Source organism: Streptomyces sp. NPDC098789 (assembly GCF_044759975.1).
Classification (GTDB): Bacteria; Actinomycetota; Actinomycetes; order Streptomycetales; family Streptomycetaceae; genus Streptomyces.
This window is the reverse complement of the sequence record NZ_JBIWAJ010000010.1, coordinates 56041-77402: the sequence shown is the minus strand read 5'-3', so window position 1 is coordinate 77402 and position 21362 is coordinate 56041. Positions and strand designations below refer to the sequence as shown.

Below are 21362 nucleotides of genomic sequence, written 5' to 3'. Positions count from 1 at the left end.
ACGACCCGCCCGATGAACCCCCGGGCGAGAACGACGTCGGCCTCCACGACCAGGTCCTGGTCGTGGAGGCCGACGTCGTCGTGCGTGCGGGGCCGGATCAGCGGAAGGTGTTCAGGCGGTCCGTGATGTGGGTCGCCGCGCCTTCCATGAGCGTGTCGGCGATGGCCTCGACCGTACGGGCGCTCCAGGGGTGCAGCGCCGTGCCCGCGACGACCTGGTTGAACGCGCCCATGGACGGGCCGCAGTGGACCAGGTAGTCGACCCGGGAGCGCTGGTCCCCGGCGAGGGCGAGGCGCAGGCCCCGGTCGAAGTAGCCGCGGAACAGGGCGGCGAGCTCGGCCTTCGGGTCCGGGCCGGGGGTGGTGGGCGGCGGGGTCGCGCCGCCGAGGAAGCGGTCGAGGACCTGGGCGCGGGTCTCCTCGTCGAGCTCCGCGAACGAGCCGTGCCGGCGCCAGATCTCGTACAGACGGGCGGCGCGGGCGGGGAAGAACAGACCGCGCTTGAGGTAGCGGGCCTGGACGCCGAGTTCGAACATCTCGCCCCAGGGGGCGGTGTCCACGTCGAACTCCCGGGCCTGCTGGAGGATGTCCTTGACCTCGGGGCTGGTGGCGGCCTCCACGGAGCACTGGTTGACGGAGCCGGTCAGCAGGAAGTCGGCGCCGAGGAGGAAGGCCGCGGCGGCGGCCTCGGGGGTGCCGATGCCGCCCGCGCCGCCGATGTGCACGTGGTGGCCGGGCAGGGCGACCTCGTCGCGCAGCCGCAGCACGGCGGGGAGCAGGGTCAGCAGGTCGGCGGTGCTGCTGAGCCAGCCGCCGTCGGCCTCGACGCACAGGTCGTCGGCCATGGGCCGGCCGGCGGCCCCCCGGGCCTCCTCCTCGGTGACCTCGCCCGACGCGAGCAGCCGGTCGACCAGGACCTGCGGCGGCGGGGCGAGGAACTCGGCGGCCGTGTCGGTCCGGGACACCTTGGCGATGATCCGGCCGCCCTTGAGCCGGAAGCGGACCAGCGCCGGGGTGATCAGCGGGAAGCCGGAGGCCTCGACGAGGTCCACTCCGTGCCGCAGCAACAGGTCGACGAGCGCGGACTCCTGCTCCGGGGCGCCGTGCCGGTAGAGCAGGTTGACGCCGAACGCGCCGCCGAGGCCCAGGTCGGCGGCGAGGGTGCGCAGCTGGTCCTCGGTCTCGGTGGGGCTCAGGCCGGCGGTGCCGAGGAAGCCGAGGAGCCCGGCCTTGGTCGCGGCGCGGAGCATGTCGGGGCCGGAGACGCCGCCGTAGAGGGAGCCGAGGAGGTAGGCGCGCCGGAGTCCGTAGCGGGCCCGGAACGTCGCCGAGCCGAGCGTGTCCGCTTCGATGCCGCGGGGCGCGGGGGCCGGGACCGGGACCGGGGCCGCGTCGACGACGGCCGCGACCGGGGCGTGCGTCGGGACCGGGAGGGGGGTGGCCGAGGCGCGGATGCGGGTGACGAGCCGGGTGAGGACGTGGCCCGGGCCGAGCTCGGTGAAGTCGAAGTCGCCGTGGCCCATCAGGCGGCGGACCGTCTCGCTCCAGCGCACCGGGGAGGCGATCTGCGCGGTGAGGGTCGCCTTGGCGGTGTCGGCCCGGTAGGGCTGGGCGTCGGTGTTGGCGAGGACCGGGACGGTGGGCCGGCCGAAGGCGAAGCCGTCGAGGAAGCGCGCGAACTCCTCGGCGGTGCCCCGCATGTAGCGGGAGTGGAAGGGGGCGCTCACATTGAGCCGGACCGCGCGGGCGCCGGCCGCCTCGAAGGCGGTGCAGGCGGCGCCGATGTCGTCGGCGGGACCGGACAGGACGAACTGGTCGAGCGCATTGAGGTTGGCCAGGTCCAGCCCGTCGAGGCCGGATCCGGCGAGGATCCGGGTGACGGCGTCCTCGTCGCTGCCGACGACGGCGGCCATGGAGCCGCCGCCCGCGGCGGCCATCAGGGCTCCGCGGCGCTGCACCAGGCGCAGCCCGGTCTCGAAGTCGAAGACGCCGGAGGCGAAGAGGGCCACGTACTCGCCCAGGCTGTGGCCGATCAGGTAGTCGGCGGGCTCCGGGTCCCGGGTGAGGTGGTCCAGGTAGGTCAGGGCGCTCACCGTGTAGAGGGCGGGCTGGGTGTACTCGGTGCGGCCGAGGCGGCGCTCGGGGTCCGAGACGCACAGTTCCTCGATGGAGTAGCCGAGGACGCGGTCGGCGATCGCGGTCTGCTCGGGGAACTTCTCGAACAGTCCCTTGCCCATGCCCCGCTGCTGGGAGCCCTGTCCGGGGAAGCCGTAGACCTTCATACCGTGTGCCTTCCTTGGTGTCTTCGGTGCGTGCGGTGCGTGCGGTGCGTGCGGTGTGAGCGGTGTGAGCGGTGTGAGCGGTGCCGTGGCCGCCTTCGGTGCGGCGAGCGTCCGGGCCCGGGAGATCTGTTCCGGGTCGTACCCGAAGGGGCTGAGCAGAGGCAGGGACCGGGAGCGGCTCCCTGCCGGCAGGTTGTTGCGGGCGAAGTTGTGCAGGGTGCCGGACGGCCCCAGGTCGAGGTAGAGGAAGTCGCCCCGGGCCCGCATGGCGGCCATGGCCTCCTCGAACTCGATGGGCCGGCGGGCCGCCCGCCAGAAGTGGTGCGCGGTCGGCCGCTCCACGGACCGGCCGTCCACGCAGGAGATCCACGGGATGACCGGCGGGCCGAACTCCACTCCTTCGAAGGCGTTGTTGCACTGGGCGAGGACCGGCTCCATGTGCCGCGAGTGGTAGGCGTACTCGACGGGGACCCGCTGGTGGAGGACATCGGCGGCGCGCAGCTCCCGCTCGGCCCGGGCCAGGGTTTCCTCGTCGGCGGCGACCACGAAGTGGCCCGGGTAGTTGCGGGCCGCGACCTCGCACTCGCGCAGGGCGGCGACCCGGTCGAGCACGTCGGCGGGGGCGAGCACGGCGAGCATGCCCCCGCGGGGGCCGGTGCGCAGGCCGGAGGCCTGTCGCACCAGCACCCGCAGGCACTCCGCCTCGTCCAGACTGCCGGAGACGGCTGCCGCCGCGTACTCGCCGAGGCTGGAGCCGAGCAGGTAGGCCGGTTCCAGTCCGGCCGCCCGCAGGGTCTCCGCGAGGGCGAGTTCGGTCATGACGATCGCCGGGTGGGTGAGCCGGGTGTCCGTGAACGGGTCGTTCTTGCGGCGGGCCGGGTCGAACATCCGGGCGATGACCGATTCGCCCAGCTCGGCGGCGACCACCGCGTCGTGGCGCAGGAGGGCGGTGCGGAACACCGCGTCGGCCTCGAAGAGCTCCCGGCCCATCCCGTAGTACTGGGACCCCTGGCCGGAGAACATGAAGACGACGGGCAGGTCCCCGGTCGGCGCGGGGATCAGGGCGCTCATCGGTAGGTGTCCCAGAACATGCTCCCGGCGGGCGCGGGGGCGGGGGCGGTGCTCGCGGACGCGGTGGCGGTCGCCCGGCCGCGGATCACGACCCGGGGGGCGCGGACCGGCTGCGGCAGCGGGGTGCGGACGACGGACGAGACCGTCGAGGTCGCCTCCGGCGCCGGGGCGAGCAGCAGGTGGGCGTTGGTGCCGCCGTCGGCGAAGCAGTTCACCGCGGCGAGTTCGGCGGCGCCGGTCGGCCAGGGCCGGGGCTCCCGCGGGAAGTACAGCGGGGAGGCGTCCAGGTCGTAGTGGGCCAGCGGCTCCTGACCGGAGCCGAAGGGGACCTGCTCGCGGTGGTGCAGCATCAGGGCCACCTTGATGAAGGCGGCGATGCCTTCGGCGGCCAGCGGGTGGCCGATGTTCGGCTTGATGGAACCGAGCGCCACCGGCTGGGCGGAGCCGGACCGGTAGACCCCTTCCACCGCCTTGAGTTCGAGCAGGTCGGTGACGGCCGACCCGGAGCCGTTGGCCTCGATCCAGCCGATGTCCTGGGGCAGGTGGCCGCTGCGCGCGAGCGCCTCCTTCATCACGTCCTTCTGGGCCTGGAGGTTCGGGGTGGCGGGGCCGGCGGTGCGGCCGTCGTTGTTGATCGCGATGCCCTTGATGACCGCGACCACGCGGTCCCCGGCGGCCTGCGCGGCCGCCAGCGGCTTGAGGACGACGACGCCGACGCCCTCGCCGAGGACCAGGCCCGCGGCCCGGCGGTCGAACACGTGGAACGCGGAACCCGGGTTGAGCAGTCCGCGCTGTCCGAAGACCTGGTGGGCCCGGTCGTCCGCCAGCAGGCTGACGCCCGCGATCACGGCGGACTCGATGTCGCCCGAGCGCAGGGCCTGGACGGCCATGTCCATGGCGACCAGGGCGGAGGAGCACGCGGTGTCGACGACCAGGCTGGGGCCGCGGAAGTCGAAGAACTGCGAGACGTTCGCGGACAGGTAGTTCTGGCCGGTGACCACGACCGGGTTCTTCGCCCCGGCCAGGCTCTCGGTGTCGGGAGTGTGGGTGGCGCGGCCGCCGACGTAGACGCCGATGCGACGGCCCTTGAGCTCGGCCGGCCGGTAGCCGGCGTGGTGCAGGGCGTTGTCGACCTCTTCGAGGAGGAGCAGGGCCTGCGGGTCCATGGCCGCGACGTCGGCCTCGGCGAGGAGGAAGGACTCCGGGTCGAAGCGCAGGACGTCGTCGAGCAGACCCGCGTGGTAGCCGACGGGACGGCCGAACCGGCTGTCCGGGATCGGGTGCAGGGCCGAGCGGCCCTGGCGCAGCAGGTCCCAGTACGCGCCGGCCGACGGGGCGTCGGGGAAGCGGCAGGAGAGGCCGATCACGGCGATGTCGGTGGTGACGGGTGCGACGGCCGCGGCGACCGGGCCGGCCGGCGTGGTCGGTGTGGTCGGCGCGGAGGCCGTTGCCGTGCGGGCCGTGGATGCCGGGACGGCGGCGGGGACGGCCGCGGCGGGTGCGGCGAAGGCCGCGAGGAGGGCGTCCCGGTGCTCGTCGGCGAGGTACGCGGCGAAGCCGTCGGCAGTGGGGTGCTCCAGCAGCGCCGAGGGGTCGATGGAGACGTCCAGTCGCTTGGCGGCGGTCTGCACCAGCTGGGACACCATGATCGAGTCGGTGCCGTAGTCGTGGATGGGGGTGTCGCCCGTCAACCGGCTCCGCTCGAAGCGGAGTTCGGCGGCGAGCCGATCCAGCAGCCAGGAGGAGGCCGCGTCGACCGCGCCCCGCACCGCGTCGTCGGCCGCCGGAGCGGCGGGGACGGCCGGGGCGCCCGGGGTCGTGGCCGGGGACAGGCGGCGGGAGGTGAGGAGCTCGGGGCGCCACTCGGCGTCCGGGCGCGGCAGCGCGGGCAGGACCACCCGGGCACCGCTCGCCAGGGCCCGGTCCAGCAGGGCGAGGCCCTGCTCGTCCGTCAGCGAGGACAGCCCGGAGGCCTGGTAGGCGGCGCTGCGCGCCTCCCCCATCCCCGTGTCCTTCCAGCTCGGCCACTGGACGCTGACCAGCGGGAGCCCGTACGGACGGGCCTCGGCGACCGCGTCCAGGTAGGCGTTGGCCAGGGCGTAGTCGCTCTGGCCAACGGCGAGGGCGGGGACGGAGGCGGCGACCGAGGAGTACAGCACGAACAGGCTCAGGGGCTCGTCGCGGAAGCAGGTGATCAGCGAGTCGAGGCCGAAGACCTTCGGGCTGACGACCCGGTCGATGCCCGCCTGCGTCTTGCGGACGAAGGCGGGGTTCTCGAAGTCGGTGAAGCCCGCGCTGTGGATCACTCCGCCGGCCGGTCCCATCCGGAGCCGGATGTCGGCGAGGCTCTTGGCCAGGGCCTCCGTCTCCTCCAGCGGTACGGCGAGGACCTCCAGCTCGACACCGCGCGCGACCAGTTCGGCGAGCGGGCGCAGCTTCTCGCCCAGGGCGGTGCCGGCGGCGATGTGCGCGGCCCATGCGGTGCGCGGCGGGAGTTCCTCGCGGCCGGTGAGGACCAGCTTGCGCACGCCGTGGCGCTCGACGAAGTGGCGGGCGCTCAGCAGGCCGAGGCCGCGGGTGCCTCCGGTGACCCACAGGACGTGGTCGGCCGGGAAGGCGGTGCGGCCGGTCGGGGCCTGCGGCAGGGCGCGCAGCTCCGCCCGGTGGCGCGCGCCGTCGCGGTAGGCGATCTCGTACGGGTCGTCGCCCGCGGCGAGTTCGTCGGCGACGCGCAGGCACAGCTGGTCGTCGAGGACGCCGTGGCCGGCGTCGACGTGGCGCGAGCGCAGGTGGCGGTACTCGCTCTGGAGCATCCGGTAGAGCCCGGTGCGGGCTGCGCCGCCCGCAGCGCCGTCGCGGGTGATCAGCAGGGCGGTCAGTTCGTGGCGGCTGTCGACGAGCTGTCGCATCCAGTGCAGCCAGCCGGCCAGCAGGTGGTGCGCCGCGGGGCGGGCCGGGTCGGCGCAGCCCGCGAGGTCGACCACGGCGTCGTAGCGGTTCCACGCGGTGGTGGGGTCCGCGAGGTCGGCGGCGATCCGCTCCGCGTCCAGTACCTCGGCGGCGGGCAGGTGCGCGGCCAGCCGGGCGGCGAGGGCCTCGGTGCCCGGTGCGGCCAGTACGGCGGTACGGGCGGGCAGGGCGCCGCGTACGACCGCCCCGGCCGGGACCCAGTGCCGGGTGAGCAGTTCGCCGGCGGGGGCGGCCGCCCGGTTCAGGGCGGCGAGTTGGGCGTCCGCGGCGGCGAGCCGGACCCGGTCCCCGCCGAAGGGGTAGCCGGGCAGGGCCGTGCGGGCGGGCCGGCCCGCCGGGTGCAGGACGGCGAAGTCGACCTGGCGGCCGGCGGTCCACGCCTCGGCGAGGGCCGCGGGGCTGTCGTCGACCGGGCCGCCCGCTACGGGCTTGCGCAGGTTGACGACCGCGCGCCAGGTACCGGCCGGGGCGTGGCCGGCGGCCAGTTCCTCCAGGCGGGCGGCGAGTTCGGCCGGGGCGTGGAAGAGGACGGCGAGCCGGTGTTCCATGGCCTCGCGTCCGGACTGCAGGGTCCAGGCGATCTCGTCGGGGGTCGCGTCCACGGCCTCGTCGCGCAGGTGCGCGGCCAGTCGGCGGGCCTGGGCGGTGAGCCGGTCGGCGTCGCGGGCGGACAGCACGGCCAGCTGCGGTCCGACCGCCGGGGTGCGGGTCGGCGCCGCCGGGTCGCCGACGTACTCCTGGAGGATGATGTGCGCGTTGGTGCCGCCCGCGCCGAAGGAGCTCACGCCGGCGGTGCGCGGCTTGACGGTGCCGTCGTCGAGGACGCGGCGCGGCCAGGGGGCGCGTTCCCGCTGGACCTCGAACGGGCCGGCGGAGAAGTCGATGTTGGGGTTGAGGCGGTCGGCGTGCAGCGAGGCGGCGAGTTCGCCGTGCCGCATCTGGAGCAGCACCTTGGTGATGGCGGCGATGCCGGCGGCGGACTCGGCGTGCCCGATGTTCGACTTCACGGAACCGATCGGCAGCCGCTCGGGCGTGTCGCCCTGGAAGGCGCGGAGCATGCCGGTGACCTCCACCGGGTCGCCGAGGGCGGTGCCGGTGCCGTGGGCCTCCAGGTAGTCGAGGTCGGCGGGGCGCAGCCCGGCCCGCTCCAGGGCGCGGCGGACCAGGTCGCCCTGGGCCTTGGGGTTGGGGACGCTGTAGCCGGAGCCGGCGCCGCCGTGGTTGACGGCGGACGACTTGACGACCGCGAGGATGCGGTCGCCGTCGGCGAGGGCGGCGTCCAGTCGCTTGAGCAGGACGGCGCCGGAGCCCTCGGCGGGCACGTAGCCGGTGCCGCCTTCGCCGAAGCTGCGGCAGCGGCCGTCCGCGGCGAGGAAGCTGCGCTGGGCGAGCTGGAGGAACTTCACGGGGTGGCTGGAGATGTTGACGCCGCCGGCGACGGCGACGTCGCAGTCACCGTTGCGGATGGCCAGGCAGGCCTGGTGGATGGTGACCAGCGAGGAGGAGCACATCGTGTCCAGGGCGACGCTGGGTCCGGTGAAGTCGAAGAAGTACGAGACCCGGTTGGCGACCGAGGCGTAGGAGGAGGAGGGGGCGAAGCCCTTGCCCTCCAGGGCTTCCTGGACGCCGTACAGCTGGTAGTGACCGTACATCATGCCGACGAACACGCCGGTACGGGCGCCGCGGAGCTGCGCGCGGGTGTAGCCGGCGTCCTCCATGAGGTGCCAGACGGTCTCCAGGAAGACGCGCTCCTGGGGGTCGGTGTGCTCGGCCTCGATCTGGGACATGCGGAAGAACAACGGGTCGAAGCGGTCGGCGTCGCGGACGAAGCCGCCCCACTTCCCGTAGGTCTTGCCGGGGGCGGACTTGTCGGCGTTGTAGAAGGTGTCGTGGTCCCAGCGGTCGGCGGGTACCTCCTCGACGCTGTCCCGGGCGGCCCGCAGGTTGCGCCAGAACTCGTCCACGTCGTCGGCCTGCGGGTACCGGCCCGCGACGCCGATGACGGCGATCTCGATGTCTTCGCCGTGGGTGGGGGCGCGGTCGGGGGCGGCGGTCACGGAAGCGGTGGTCACGGGGACGACCTCGGGGGTCGGTGCGGGGGCCGGCGGGGCCGGGACGGTCTCGGTCACCGTCGCGGTCGCGAGACCGGTCAGCGCGTCCGGGTGTTCGGCGCTCAGGTACCCGGCCAGTTCGCGGACCGTCACGTGCTCGAAGAGCAGGGTCTTGGGCAGCGGGCCGAAGAGCTCCTCCAGCCGGCGGACCATGCTCATGGAGATGAGGGAGTCCAGCCCGTACTGGTCGAAGGACTCGGTGAGGGAGATCTCGCTCTCGGGGAGCTTGACCTCCTCGGCGAGCAACCGCAGGACCAGCGCCTCGGCGCGGCCCTGCACGTCCGCGTCGGCCGCCGGGGCGGTCGCGGTGGCCGACGCGGTCACCGGGGCCGCGGGGGCGCGCCCGCCGTCGAGGGCGGCCAGGATGCGGTCGGGGTCGCCGGGGGCGAGGAGCAGCCGGGGTGCGGTGGTGGCCAGGGCGCGGTCCAGGGCGTCGAGGGCGGCGCCGGTGCGCAGCGGGCGCATGCCGAGGACCCGGTCCATGAACTCCTCGGCGGCGGCGTCGATCCGCATGCCGCCGTCGGCCCACACCGGCCAGGCGGCGGCGAGGGTGCGGCCGTGCCGGGCGCCGGCCAGGCGCCGGTGCTCGCGCTCCTCGGCGAAGTGGTCGAGGAAGGCGTTGGCGAAGGCGTAGTCGGTCTGGCCGGTGTTGCCGAAGGCGGCGGCGGCCGAGGAGAACGTCACGAAGTAGTCGAGGCGGTCCTCACGGGTGGCCTCGTCGAGCAGGACGGTGCCGTGCACCTTGGCGGCGAGGACGGCCTCGGCGTCGGCCCGCTCCTTGCGGGCGAGCAGGCCGTCGCGCAGGACGCCGGCGGCATGCAGGACGCCGGCGATCGAACCGTGGGCGCGGCGGGCCTCCTCGATGAGCAGCCGCACACCGTCCGGGTCGGACACGTCGGCCCGCACCACGCGGGCGCCGATGGCGTCGATCCGGGCGAGGGCCTCGGGGCCGGGGGCCGTGCGGGAGGCGAGCACGATGCCTCCGGCGCGGGTCCCGGCCTGCGTGCGGGCGGCGGCGATGTGCTCGGCGAGGAGCAGGCCGAGGGCGCCCGTACCGCCGGTCACGATGTGCGCGCCGGGGCCGGTGAAGGGCGACGGGGCGGTGGCGGGCAGGATCGCGCGGTGCCAGCTGCGGCGGGAGCGGCCGGTGCGGTCGGCGCGGGTCTCGACCCCGCCGGATCCGGCGAGTTCGGCGGTGACGGCGTCGGCGAGGGTGCGGTCCGCGGCGACGGCGAGCACGGTGAAGTCGACGGCGGGGTGTTCCAGGCGCACCGAGCGGGCGAAGGCGGCCATGGCCGGGTGGGCCGGGGAGGCAGCGGGCTCGGAGTGGACGTACAGGTAGCGCAGGGCTCCGCGGCGGGCCCGCTGCCAGGCCCGCAGGAAGGCGCCGGCGGTGTGGAAACCGTGCTCGACGGCCGCCGCGGTGTCGGTGTCGGGGCCGGACAGGTGCACCACGGTGGCGGATCCGGACGCGACGGACGCGACCGCCGCCTCGGCGTCGAAGGCGGCCTCGGAGGCGTCGGGGGCCTCGGCGGTGTGGACGACCGTGCTCGCGCCGGCGGCGGTGAGGGCCGCGGTGATCGCCGCGGACCCGGCGGTGGGGCCGAGGACCAGTACGGCCGTGTCGAGCGGGCCGGCTTCGGCGGCGACGGGCTGCCAGCCGGGGGCGAAGGCGAAGACCTCGTCGGAGCCGGGGAGCGCCCCGGGCGCGGCGGTCGAGGCGGCCGGGCGGGCCGCGGCGGGAACGGCCCGCAGGGTGAAGGCGTCGATCGCGACGACCACCCGGCCCTCGGCGTCCCGCAGGGCGACGTCGAAGCACAGCGTGCCGGGGCGGGCCGGGCGGGCCGAGACCGTGGCGTGGGCGTACACCCGCTCCGGCAGGTCGGCGTAGCGGCGGACCGAGCCGAGCGAGAACGGCAGGTACGGGACCTGGTTCGCGGGGTCGGCGGCGCCGGGCGCGAGCCGCCCCGCGGTCTGCAGGGCCGCGTCGAGCAGCGACGGGTGGAAGGCGTAGGCGCCGGGGCCGGTGTGGCGGTCGGCGGGCAGCCGCAGCGCGGCCAGGGCCTCGCCGTCGCCCTCGGCGATCTCCTCGATCACCTGGAAGGCCGGGCCGTAGTCGAAGCCGAGCCGGGAGAAGCCCTCGTAGCAGTCGGCGGCGGTGTGGACGCGCGGGCAGCGGGCGCGGACGGCCGCCGGGTCGACGGGGGCGGGGCGCTCGCCGGGGTCGCCGAACCGCAGGGTTCCGGCGGCGTGGACGGGGGCGCCGTCGCCCTCGCCGGCGACCTCGAAGGAGGCCGGTCGGTCGGCGGCGCCGGTGAGGCGGACGCTGAGGCGGTGGCCGCCGTGGCCGGCGGGCAGCCGGACGGGGGCGGCCCACACCAGGCCGTCGATGCCGGTCACCGGGACGCCGTCGGCGGCGAGTTCGCCGGCCAGCCGGGCGATCTCCAGATGGGCGACGCCGGGCAGCACCGGGTCGCCGGCGACGATGTGGTCGCGCAGGAAGAACTCCCGGCCGGTGAGGTGCTTGGCGAAGACGCGGCCGGCGCCGTCGGGTGCGGGGAGTTCGGCGTCGAGGAGCGCGGGGTGAAGTGGGGCCGCTGCGGCGGGGGCGACGGGCGCGGGGGCCGCCGGGGTGACCCAGTGCCGGGTCCGGGCGAAGGGGTAGGCGGGCAGGTGCACGCGGCGGCGCGGGGCGCCCCGGTGCAGGGCGGCCCAGTCGACCTCGGCGCCGTCCAGCCAGTGGCCGGCGAGGGTGTCGAGGTCCGTGGTGGCGGCTGCCGGGCGCGGCGCCAGGCCGCGCGCGGGCCGTCCGGTGCGCACCGCCGAGGGGCGGCCCGCGAGGTGGGCGGCGAGTTCGGCGCGCAGCCCCGCGGCGCCTACGGCGACCACGGCGAGGCGGTGGGCCATCGGCTCGCGGCCGATCTGCAGGGTGTGGGCCAGGTCGCCCGGGGGGACGTCCTGCGCGTCGAGGTGGTCGACGAGCCGCCGCGCGGTGGTGCGCAGTGCCTGCTCGTCCCGGGCGGACAGCACGAACAGCTGCTCGGCGGTCTGCTCGTCGCGGGTGTCGGGCATGGTCGGTTCCTCCAGCACGATGTGCGCGTTCGCTCCGCCGAAGCCGAAGGAGCTGACGCCGCCGCGGCGCGGGTGCTGCGCGCCGGCGGCGTCGCGGTGACGCGGCCAGGGTCGGGCGGTGGCGGCGACCTCGAAGGGTCCGCCGTCGAGTTCCAGGTAGGGGTTCTGCTCGCGGAAGTGCAGGCTGGCGGGGATGGTGGCGTGCCGCATGCCGAGCGCGACCTTGAACAGGCCGGCGATGCCGGCGGCGGCCTCCAGGTGGCCGATGTTGGTCTTCACCGAGCCGATGGCGATCGGCGTCCGCGGGGCGGCGGAGCCGTTCTCCGCGCGCAGCCGGCGGAAGGCCGTGGACAGGCCGGCGGTCTCGATGGGGTCGCCGAGCGCGGTGCCGGTGCCGTGGGCCTCGATGTAGCCGACGGTCTCCGGGGCGACCGCGGCCGCCCGGTAGGCCTCGACCAGCAGGTCGGCCTGGGCGTCGGGGTTGGGGGCGGTCAGCGAGGTGGTCCGGCCGCCGTGGTTGACGGCGACCGCCTTGATGACGGCGTGGACGGCGTCGCCGTCGCGTTCGGCGCGGTCGTTCGGCTTGAGCAGCACGACGCCGGCGCCCTCGCCCCGTACGTAGCCGTCGGCGCGGCTGTCGAAGGCCTTGCAACGGCCGTCGGGGCTGAGCATCTCGCCCTGGCTGAGCGCCTCGTAGACCGACGGGGAGAGGATCAGGCTGACGCCGCCCGCGATGGCCAGGTCGCAGCTGCCGTCGCGGAGCGCGGCGCTCGCCTGGTGGACGGCGGTCAGCGAGCCGGAGCAGGCGCTGTCCACGGCGACGGACGGGCCGCGCAGGTCCAGGACGTACGAGACGCGGTTGGGGATGACGGACAGGGCGGCGCCGGTGAGGGTGTGGCCCTCGGTGCCGCGTCCGGCGGCGCGCTGCACGTCGAGGTAGTCGGAGTTGGTGACCGCGACGAACACTCCGACGCGCCGTCCGGCCAGCTCGGAGGGTCGGTAGCCGGCGTCCTCGATGGCCGACCAGACCACTTCCAGCATCAGGCGCTGCTGGGGGTCCATCAGCTCCGCCTCGCGCGGGGAGATCCCGAAGAAGGCGGCGTCGAAGCGGTCGACGTCGGGGGCGAAGCCGCCCCAGCGGGAGCGGGAGCGGGGCTGCTCGCGCCAGTCCCAGCGGTCGGCGGGGATCTCCGTCACCAGGTCGTCGCCGGCGGCGAGGTGGTCCCAGTACTCCTTGAGGTCGGTGGAGCCGGGCAGGCGTCCGGCCATGCCGATGACGGCGATGTCGCCGCTGGGGCGTTGCCCCCGCGTCGCCGGGGCGTCGGCGTCCTCCGCGTCCTCCTCGTTCTCGGGGCGCTGGTCGCGGTCCGCGGGGAGCGCGGTCACGGCCGGGCCGAAGTGGGCGGTGAGTTCCCTGCCGTGGTGCTCCCACAGGTGGTCGGCGAGCGCGACCAGGGTGCCGCGGCGGTAGAACAGCGTGGGGTAGACCTCGATGTCGTAGGCCTTGCGCAGTTCGGTGCTGAGCGCGGTGAAGCTCACCGAGTTCATGCCGAGGTCGCCGAGCGGGGTCCGCGCGCCGATGTCCTCGGGACGCTGGCCGGCCAGGGTCGCGACCATGGTGGTCAGTTCGGCGACGAGCGCCTCGGTACGGAGCCGCGCGCCGGCGTCGGTGCGCTCCCGCTCGGGTGCGGTGGCGGCCGTGGCTCCGGCGGCGCCGAAGCGGGCCCGGAGTTCGGCCACGGGCAGGGCGGCCAGGGTGGTCCGGTCGATCTTCTCGTTGAGGGTGCGGGGGAAGCCGGTGACCCGGACCAGCGCGTCCGGGACCATGTGGTCCGGCAGCCAGGCCGCGAGCCGCTCCCGGGTGGGTTCGGTGGCGCCGTCCGCGAGGACGTAGGCGGCCAGCAGCGACTGCCGGGTGCCCTCCCCGCGGGCGACGACCACGGCCTCGCGCACGCCGTGCAGGCCGCGCAGGGTGGTCTCGATCTCCTCCAGCTCCACGCGGAATCCGCGGATCTTGATCTGGGAGTCGATCCGGCCGAGGTAGTCGATCCGGCCGTCGGGGAGGCGGCGGACGAGGTCGCCGGTGCGGTACATGCGGGCGTCGGCAGCGGTGGCGAACGGGTCGGCCAGGAAGCGTTCGGCGGTCAGCTCGGGGCGCCCCAGGTAGCCCTGGGCCACGCCGTGGCCGCCGATGTACAGCTCGCCGGGCACGCCCGCGGGGACGGGGCGGCGGGTGCTGTCGAGGACGTACAGGGCGGTGTTGGCGATCGGGGTGCCGATGGTGACCTTCTCGCCGGGGGCGAGGCGGCTCGCCGCGGACCAGATGGTGGTCTCGGTGGGCCCGTAGAGGTTCCACACCGCGTGGTTCCCGGCGAGCAGGGCCCGGGCGGTGTCGGCGGGCAGTGCCTCGCCGCCGCACAGGACGGTCAGGCCGGGCTTGCCCTGCCAGCCGGCGGCCAGCAGCATGCTCCAGGTGGCCGGGGTGGCCTGGATGACGGTGGCCCTGCTCGTCTCGACGGCGCGGCGCAGCCGCAGTCCGTCGCGGGCATCCTCGGTGGGGAGGATCTCGACCGTGCCGCCGGTGACCAGGGGCAGGTAGAGCTCCAGGCCGGAGATGTCGAAGCAGACGGTGGTCAGCGCGAGCAGGGTGTCGCCGGGGCCGAATCCGGGTTCGCGGGCCATCGACCACAGGAAGTTGGTCAGGGCGCGGTGCGCCACGGCGACGCCCTTGGGCCGGCCGGTGGAGCCGGAGGTGTAGATGACGTACGCGGTGTCCCCGGGTCCGGCGGGGCCGGGCGAGGGGGCGGCGGGCGGCTCCTGGCCGCCGTCGGTGAGCAGGCGGGGCACGGCGGTGTAGGCGTCCTGGTGCGCGGAGTGCGTGAGCATCAGGAAGAGTCCGGCGTCCTCGGCCATGTAGGCCAGGCGCTGGCGCGGGTAGCCGGGGTCGAGCGGTACGTAGCTGCCGCCCGCGGCCTGGACGGCGAGCAGGGCGACGGGCAGGTCCGCGTCGCGCGGCAGCAGCACGCCGACGGTGCGGCCGCGGCCGACGCCGGCGGCGCGCAGCCGGGCGGCGAGGGTCTCGACGCGTTCGGCGAGCTCGCGGTAGGTCAGCTCGGTGCCCCGGTGGCGGACGGCCACGGTCTGCGGGCGGGCTTCGGCCTGCCGGCGTACGAGCTCCCACACGAGGGTGTCGGCCGGGTACTCGGCGGCGGCCGGCGGGGCCAGCCGGGTCCGCTCCTCGCCGGTGAGCAGGTCGAGCGCGCCGACGGCGGTGTCGGGGGCCCCGACGGCCGCGGCGAGGAGGGTGGTGAAGTGGGCGCCGAGGCGCTCCACGGTGTCCGCGTCGAAGAGGTCGGGGTCGTACTTGAGGGTCCAGCGGCAGCCTTCGGCCTGCTCGACGAGCTCCAGGGTGAGGTCGAACTCGCCTTCCTGGTGGACTCCTTCGACGGGGCCGAGGACGAGGCCGTCGTGGCGGGCGGCGCGCGCCCAGTTCTGGAAGTAGAAGGCGGTGTTGAAGGGGGCGGAGGGTGCGGCCGGGTCCAGGCGGCGCAGGTCCTCGGCGAGGGTGAGCAGCGGGTAGGCGCTGTGCTCCAGGGCGCCCAGGACGGTGGCGTGGGTGCGGCGGACCAGGGCGCGGAACGCCTCCTGGCCGTCGACCCGTTCGGCGAGGACGACCATGTTCATGAAGTAGCCGAACACGTCGTCGTAGCCGCTGGCCGGGCGGCCGGCGGTGGGGGTGCCCACCGCGATGTCCGCCTGGTCGGCGTAGCGGTGCAGCAGGGCGAACCAGCCGGAGAGCATGACGCCGAACAGCGAGGTGCCTTCGGCGGAGGCCAGGGCGCGGGCCCGCTCCGTGACCGGGCCGGGGACGGCGCCGTCGATGCTGGCGCCGCGGTAGCCGGGTACGGCGGGGCGGGGGCGGTCCAGCGGCAGCGGCACGGTGGTCTGGCGGCCGCTGAGGCGCTGCGTCCAGTAGTCGCGCAGCCGACGGCCCTCGGGGCCGGCGAGCAGGTCGCGCTGCCAGGTGGTGAAGTCGGCGTAGCTGCGGGCGGGGCGGTCGGTGGGCGGCAGGCCGCCGTCGGCCACGGCGCGGTAGCCGCGCTCCAGTTCGGCGAGGAGCAGCGCGATGGAGACCCCGTCGAAGACCAGGTGGTGGAAGGTCAGCAGGAGGGCGTGGCGGCCGTCCCCGAGGGTGTAGAGGGTGGCGCGCAGCAGCGGGCCCCCGGCGAGGTCGAAGGGGCGGCGCAGCTCCGCCCGCATGCGCCCGCGCAGGTCTTCCTCGTGCACGGTGGTGAGGAACACCTGCTGGAAGGGGAGTTCGGGCTCGGTGGCGATGTGGGCCGCCGGGCCGTCGGCGCCCTCGCGGACGGTGGCGCGCAGTTCCTCGTGGCGGTCCAGGAGGTCCTGGAGGGCCACGCGCAGGGCGAGGAGGTCGGTGTCGCGGTCGAGCCAGAGGGCGAGGGGCAGGTTGTACGCGTAGGTGCCGGGGGCGATCCGCTCGATGACCCAGAGGGCGCGCTGGCCCTCGGACAGCGGGTGGACGGACGCCTCGGCGTCGGTACGGGGGCGCAGCACGAGCTCGGCGGCCGGGGCGGCCGCGGGCCGCGCGGGGGCGGCGGGCGCGGCGGGGGCCTGCGGGGCCACGGGCGCGGACCGGGCCGGGGCGGGCGTGGCGGCCGGGGCGGCCGGGGCGACGACGTCCGCGAGCCAGCCGGAGGCGAGGTGCGCGGCGAGCTCGCGCAGGGTCGGGCGTTCGAAGAAGTCGCCGAGCGGCACGGTGACGCCGAAGGTGTCGTCCACCGCGGAGACGATCTTCATCCCGCTGAGCGAGTCGAAGCCGTAGTCGGCGAGGGGGCGGTCGGGGTCGACCCGCTCGTCCAGCTTGAGCACCCGCTCGACCAGTTCGCGCAGGCGCTCGCCGACGGCGTCGGCGGCGTTGGCGGCCGCGGCCCGGACCGAGGCGGCCTCGTCGGCTGCCGCGTCGGTGGCCGCGGGAGCGGCCCGCGGCGCCGGGTTCGCGCCGAGGACGACGCCGTCACTCTCGGCGACGAGGACGGTCTGACCGAGGTCGGCTCCCTCGGCGCCGAGCGCGCGGACCTCGGTGTAGCCCTCTTCGCGGAGGATCCGGGTCCAGCCCTCGGGCGAGGCCAACGGCGAGTCGGGCATGCGCAGTTCGCCGTCGTCGAAGGCCCACCAGCCCTCCAGGACGCCGCCGCCGATGGTCAGCAGCGGCCGCACGGAGGTCAGCTCGTTGAGCACCAGCCAGCCACCGGGGCGCAGCAGGGCCTTGGCCTTGCGCAGGGTGGAGCGCAGGTCGCTGGTGGCGTGCACCACGTTGGTGGCGAGGACCAGGTCGGCGGCGGCGGGCGTGAAGCCCTGCTCGGCCAGCCCGCGCTCCAGGTTGAGGATCTGGAACCGGGCGAAGGGGTAGCGCTCGGCGAAGCGCTCCCGGCCGTAGTCCAGGAACCTCGGGGAGATGTCGGTGAAGGTGTAGCCGACCCGGCCGGAGTGGCCCTCCAGCGCGGGCAGGACCCGTTCGCTGGTGGCGCCGGTGCCGGCGCCGAGCTCGACCACCTCGAAGGAGGCGCCGTCCGGGAGCTGCTCCAGCCGCAGCTCCAGGGCGCGCCGGACGGTCTCGCGGACCAGCAGGTTGAAGTGGTCGGTGAGCGGGTTGCCCTTGTAGAAGTTCTGCACCAGCTGCATGGAGGAGCCGGGGAACATGATCTCGGTGGCGCCGACCTCGCCGCGCAGGATCTGCGGGTACGCCTGGAGGAAGAGCCGGTTGAGGGTGACCGTCGGCTCGATGTCCGGGTAGGCGGTGGCGATGCGGTCGAACTCCGCTTCCCAGCTCTGGGCCTGCGCCGCGTGGTCCACGGAGTCGGCGGCGGCCGTGGTGGTGACCCGGTCGCCGTCGCGGGTGAGCAGGCCCGCGCCGGTGAGGATGTTGAGCAGGGCCTCGTGCAGCCGCTGGAACCGGTCCTGGATGCGCAGGGTGGTGCGCAGCTCCAGGGCGCTGTGGCGTTCGCCGGAGCGGTGGAAGACGCCCATCCGCTGGTAGACGCCGAGCAGCACGGGGGCGGAGACCGCCTCCAGCTCCTGGTAGCCGTCGAGGACCCGGGTGGCGGCGGGGTCCGTGGCGGCCGCCCCGGCGAGGCGGGACGCCTGGTCCGCGAGGGCGGCCGGGTAGCCGCCGGGCAGGGCGTCGCCGTCGAGGGCCGGGTCGTGCCCCATGGCTTCCAGGGCGCGGCGGTTGGCGCGGATCGGCATGGCCTGGGGCAGGCCGGAGGCCAGGATCCGCTCGACGGCGGTGATGCCTTCGGCGGCGGTGAAGCCGCTGATGCCCAGGCCCTGGAAGATCTCGGCGAGGCCGGGCTGGGCCCCGGAGCCGACCTGGTGCCAGTAGCCCTGGTTGACGACGGTGACCGGGAAGTCCAGGCGGGCGCGGAGGAAGAGGGCGTAGGCGTCCTCGGTGGCGGAGGCGCAGATGTAGGCGCCGTTGCCGGCGAACCGACCGAAGGAGCCGGCGGAGGAGAAGTAGGCGAGGAAGTCGAGCCGCTCGCCCGCGACGACCTCGGCGAGGGCGGCCGCGCCCTCGGTCTTGACCCGGGTGGCCGCGGTGAAGGCGGCCTCGTCGAGGTCGGCCAGGAGGTGGTTGTCGAAGACCATCGCCGCGTGGAAGACGCCGTTCAGGGCGCCGAAGAGGCGGTGGGCCTCGGCCACGGCGGCGGCCAGGTCCTCGGTGGAGCAGGCGTCGCCGCGTACGTGGGCCACGTCGCCGCCGTGGGCGCGGATCTCCTCGACCGCGGCCCGCTGCTCGGCTCCGAGCTCGCCGCGGCTGAACCAGACCAGACGGGCGCGGTGGCGTCGGGCCAGGTCGACGCTGAGCTCGCGGGCGATGCCGCCGGTGCCGCCGATCAGCAGGTAGACGCCGCCGTCGCGGTAGACGGGTCGGTCGTCGGTCACGGTGGCGGGCAGGGCGACGCGGCCCAGGCGGCGTTCGTAGCGGATGCCCGCGCGCAGGACGGTGGTGCGCCCGGTGGTGTCGAGGGGCTCGGCGAGGAGGAGGTCGGCCAGGGCGCGCGCGCCGGCCTCGCCGGTGAAGTCGCCGGTGGCGAAGTCGACGGCCGCCGCGCGGAGTTCGGGCCGTTCCTTGGGGGCGACCTGGAGCAGGCCGTGCAGCCCGGCGGCGAAGGGGTTCTCCGAGGCGCTGCCGGCCACCGCGTGGACGTCGCTGGTGACGACGAGGACGCGGTCCGCGGCGGTGGAGCGCAGCAGGTGGAACAGGGACAGCGAACCGTCCCGGAGCTGTTCGGCGGCGAGCGCGGGGGCGCCCGTACCGTCGGCGATCCGGGTGCCGACGGCGCCGAGGTGGACGACCAGGTCGGCGTCGGCGGTGCGGGCGAGCCACGGGGCGGCCGCGTGCCGGGGGTGCTCGTCGATGCGTACGAGGTCCACGGAGCCGGTGTGGCGGGCGGCGAGGGCCTCGCCCAGCCAGCGGGAGGCCTCGGTGACCAGGGCGGTGATGCGCCGCGGCGCGGGGGCGGCGCCTTCGGTGGGCGCCTGGGTGCGGACCCACAGGGGGCGGAAGAACTCCGGCGCGCCGTCGGTGACCGCTGCTTCGCCGGTGTCCTGGCGCTCGGCGGGCGCGGCGACGGCCACGGGGGCCGGGGGCCGCGGGATCCAGTAGCGGCGGCGGGCGAAGGGGTACGTCGGCAGCTCGATGCGGCGGGCGGCGGACGGGGTGGTCCGCGTCCAGTCGACCAGGGCTCCGGTGACCCAGGCGGCGGCGACGCCGGACAGGTCGCGGCGCTCCAGGGCCCCTTCGAGGTCGGCGGCAGCGTCGGCGGTGAGCTCCACCCGGGCGCGGGCGGCGCGACCGGTGACGGTCCGGGCCTCGTCCTCCCCCGCGACCCAGGCCTCCAGCAGGCGGGCCGCGTCGGCCGGGGACGCGGCGGGCAGGGCGAGTCGGAACTCGTGGGCGGTGCGCCCGGACTGCAGGGTGTGGGCGACGTCGGCGAGCCGGAGGGCGGCGCCGTCCAGCGGGCGGGGGCGGGCGGCGGCCAGGGCCGCGGCGACGGTCCGGGCGACGGCTCCGATGGTGTCCGCGGCGGTGGTGTCCGCGGGCAGCGCGGCGGTGGCCGCGTCGGCCAGCAGCGCCTGGTAGCGGGCGCGTTCGGCCACGCCGAAGCCGCACTCGGTGAGTTCGGTCGCCAGGTCCAGGTAGTCGGCGTCCACGCCGAGGGTCTCGGCGGCCAGTTCCAGGCTCAGGCGCTGGGCCGCGGCCAGGGTGTCCGGCTCCGGCCGCTGGTTCCGGGAATCCTCGCCCCGGCCGCGGCGCAGGAAGACGGCGAGGTCCGTGGCGGCCGCGCGCAGCCGGTCCTCGCTCTTGGCGGAGAGCACCAACAGCTGCTCGGTGTCGCCCTCGTGGGCCGCGGACGGCTCCACCGCGGACCGGTACTCCTCCACGACCACGCAGGCGTTGGCGCCGCCGCCGCCGAAGGAGCTGACGAGGGCGCGCAGCGGCGCGCCGGCGGCCGTGTCGGCCGCGTCGGCCGCGTCGTCGGTGGGCTGTCGGGTCCACGGGCGCAGGGTCTGCTGCACCTCGAAGGGGGTGGTGGTGAAGTCGATCTCGGGGTTGAGGCGGGCCGAGTTCAGCGAGGGCACGAGCGCGCGGTGGCGGAGCTGGAGGAGCACCTTGGTCAGGCCCGCGATGCCGGCCGCCGATTCCAGGTGGCCGATGTTGGACTTGATCGAGCCGACCGCGACGGTGGGCCGCTCGGCGCGCTGTGCGGGGGTGATGCGGCCGCCGAACGCCTCGGTCAGGCCGGCGATCTCGATGGGGTCGCCGAGCGGGGTGCCGGTGCCGTGGGCCTCGACGTACCCGATGCTCTCGGGGGCGGCTCCGGCGCGGCCCAGGGCGGAGCGGATCACCTCGCTCTGGGCGGCGGAGCTGGGCACGGTGTAACCGCCGGTCTTGCCACCCGCGTTGATGCTGGAGCCGGTGATCACGCCGAGGATCCGGTCCCCGTCGGCGATCGCCGCGGACAGCGGCTTGAGCAGGACCGCGCCGACGCCCTCGCCGTCGACGAACCCGTCGGCGCCCTCGCCGAAGCTCTTGAGCCGGTCGTCGTGCGAGATCATGCCGCGCTGCGCCAGGGTGCGCAGGTGCATGGGGTGCAGGACGAGGTTGACGCCGCCCGCGACGGCGGAGGCGCACTCGCCGCTGCGCAGGCTCTCGCAGGCCAGGTGGACGGCGGTGAGCGAGGCGGAGCAGGCGGTGTCCACCGCGAGGCTGGGCCCGGTGAAGTCGAAGGTGTAGGAGACCCGGTTGGCGATGGACCAGTGGTTGGAGTGGGCGTCGGTCTGCACGCCGAGCGCGGTGGCCTCGCCGCCCATCCACTCGTAGTTGTTGTTCATGACGCCGACGAACACGCCGACCCGGCCCTGGGCCGCGAGCCGCGCGGCCGGGTAGCCGGCGTCGTCCAGCGTGGCCGCGGCGGTCTGCAGGAACAGTCGTTCCTGGGGGTCCATCGCCTCCGCGTCCGCGGGGGAGATCTGGAAGAACAGCGGGTCGAACTTGTCGACGTCGTCGATGAATCCGGCCCACTTGCTGTATCCGGCGCGGGTGCCGGCGGGGTCGTAGTGCGCGTCGGCGTCCCAACGGTCCGCCGGCACCTCTCGGATGCAGTGCTTGCCCGAGGCCAGGTTGTCCCACAGCTCACCGGCCGTCTCGGCCAGCGGGTAGCGGCCGGCGACACCGATGATCGCCACGCCCTCGCTCGGCGCCGCCGGGGCGGAAGCCTGCTTCAGCAGGCTCAGCAGCAGCTTGCGCTTGTCGTTCACAGTCTCTCTCTTCT

2 protein-coding genes are annotated in these 21362 nt (G+C 75.4%); both read right to left on the bottom strand.

Annotated elements, in window-relative coordinates:
• Window positions 1-97: 97 nt before the first annotated feature.
• A complete protein-coding gene (fabD, locus tag ACIQWR_RS20935) occupies window positions 98-3352 on the bottom strand; it encodes an ACP S-malonyltransferase (protein WP_404011535.1) in 3255 nt (1084 codons plus the stop codon).
• On the bottom strand, window positions 3349-21348 hold the full coding sequence (locus ACIQWR_RS20930; RefSeq protein ID WP_404011532.1) for an amino acid adenylation domain-containing protein: 18000 nt from the start codon (window positions 21346-21348) through the stop codon (window positions 3349-3351). The genes fabD and ACIQWR_RS20930 overlap by 4 nt, the downstream gene beginning before the upstream one ends.
• Window positions 21349-21362: the final 14 nt, after the last annotated feature.

Excerpts from the sequence above, each read along its gene's own strand:
- fabD (WP_404011535.1), bottom strand. The coding sequence starts at position 3,352 with ATGAGCGCCCTGATCCCCGCGCCGACCGGGGACCTGCCCGTCGTCTTC.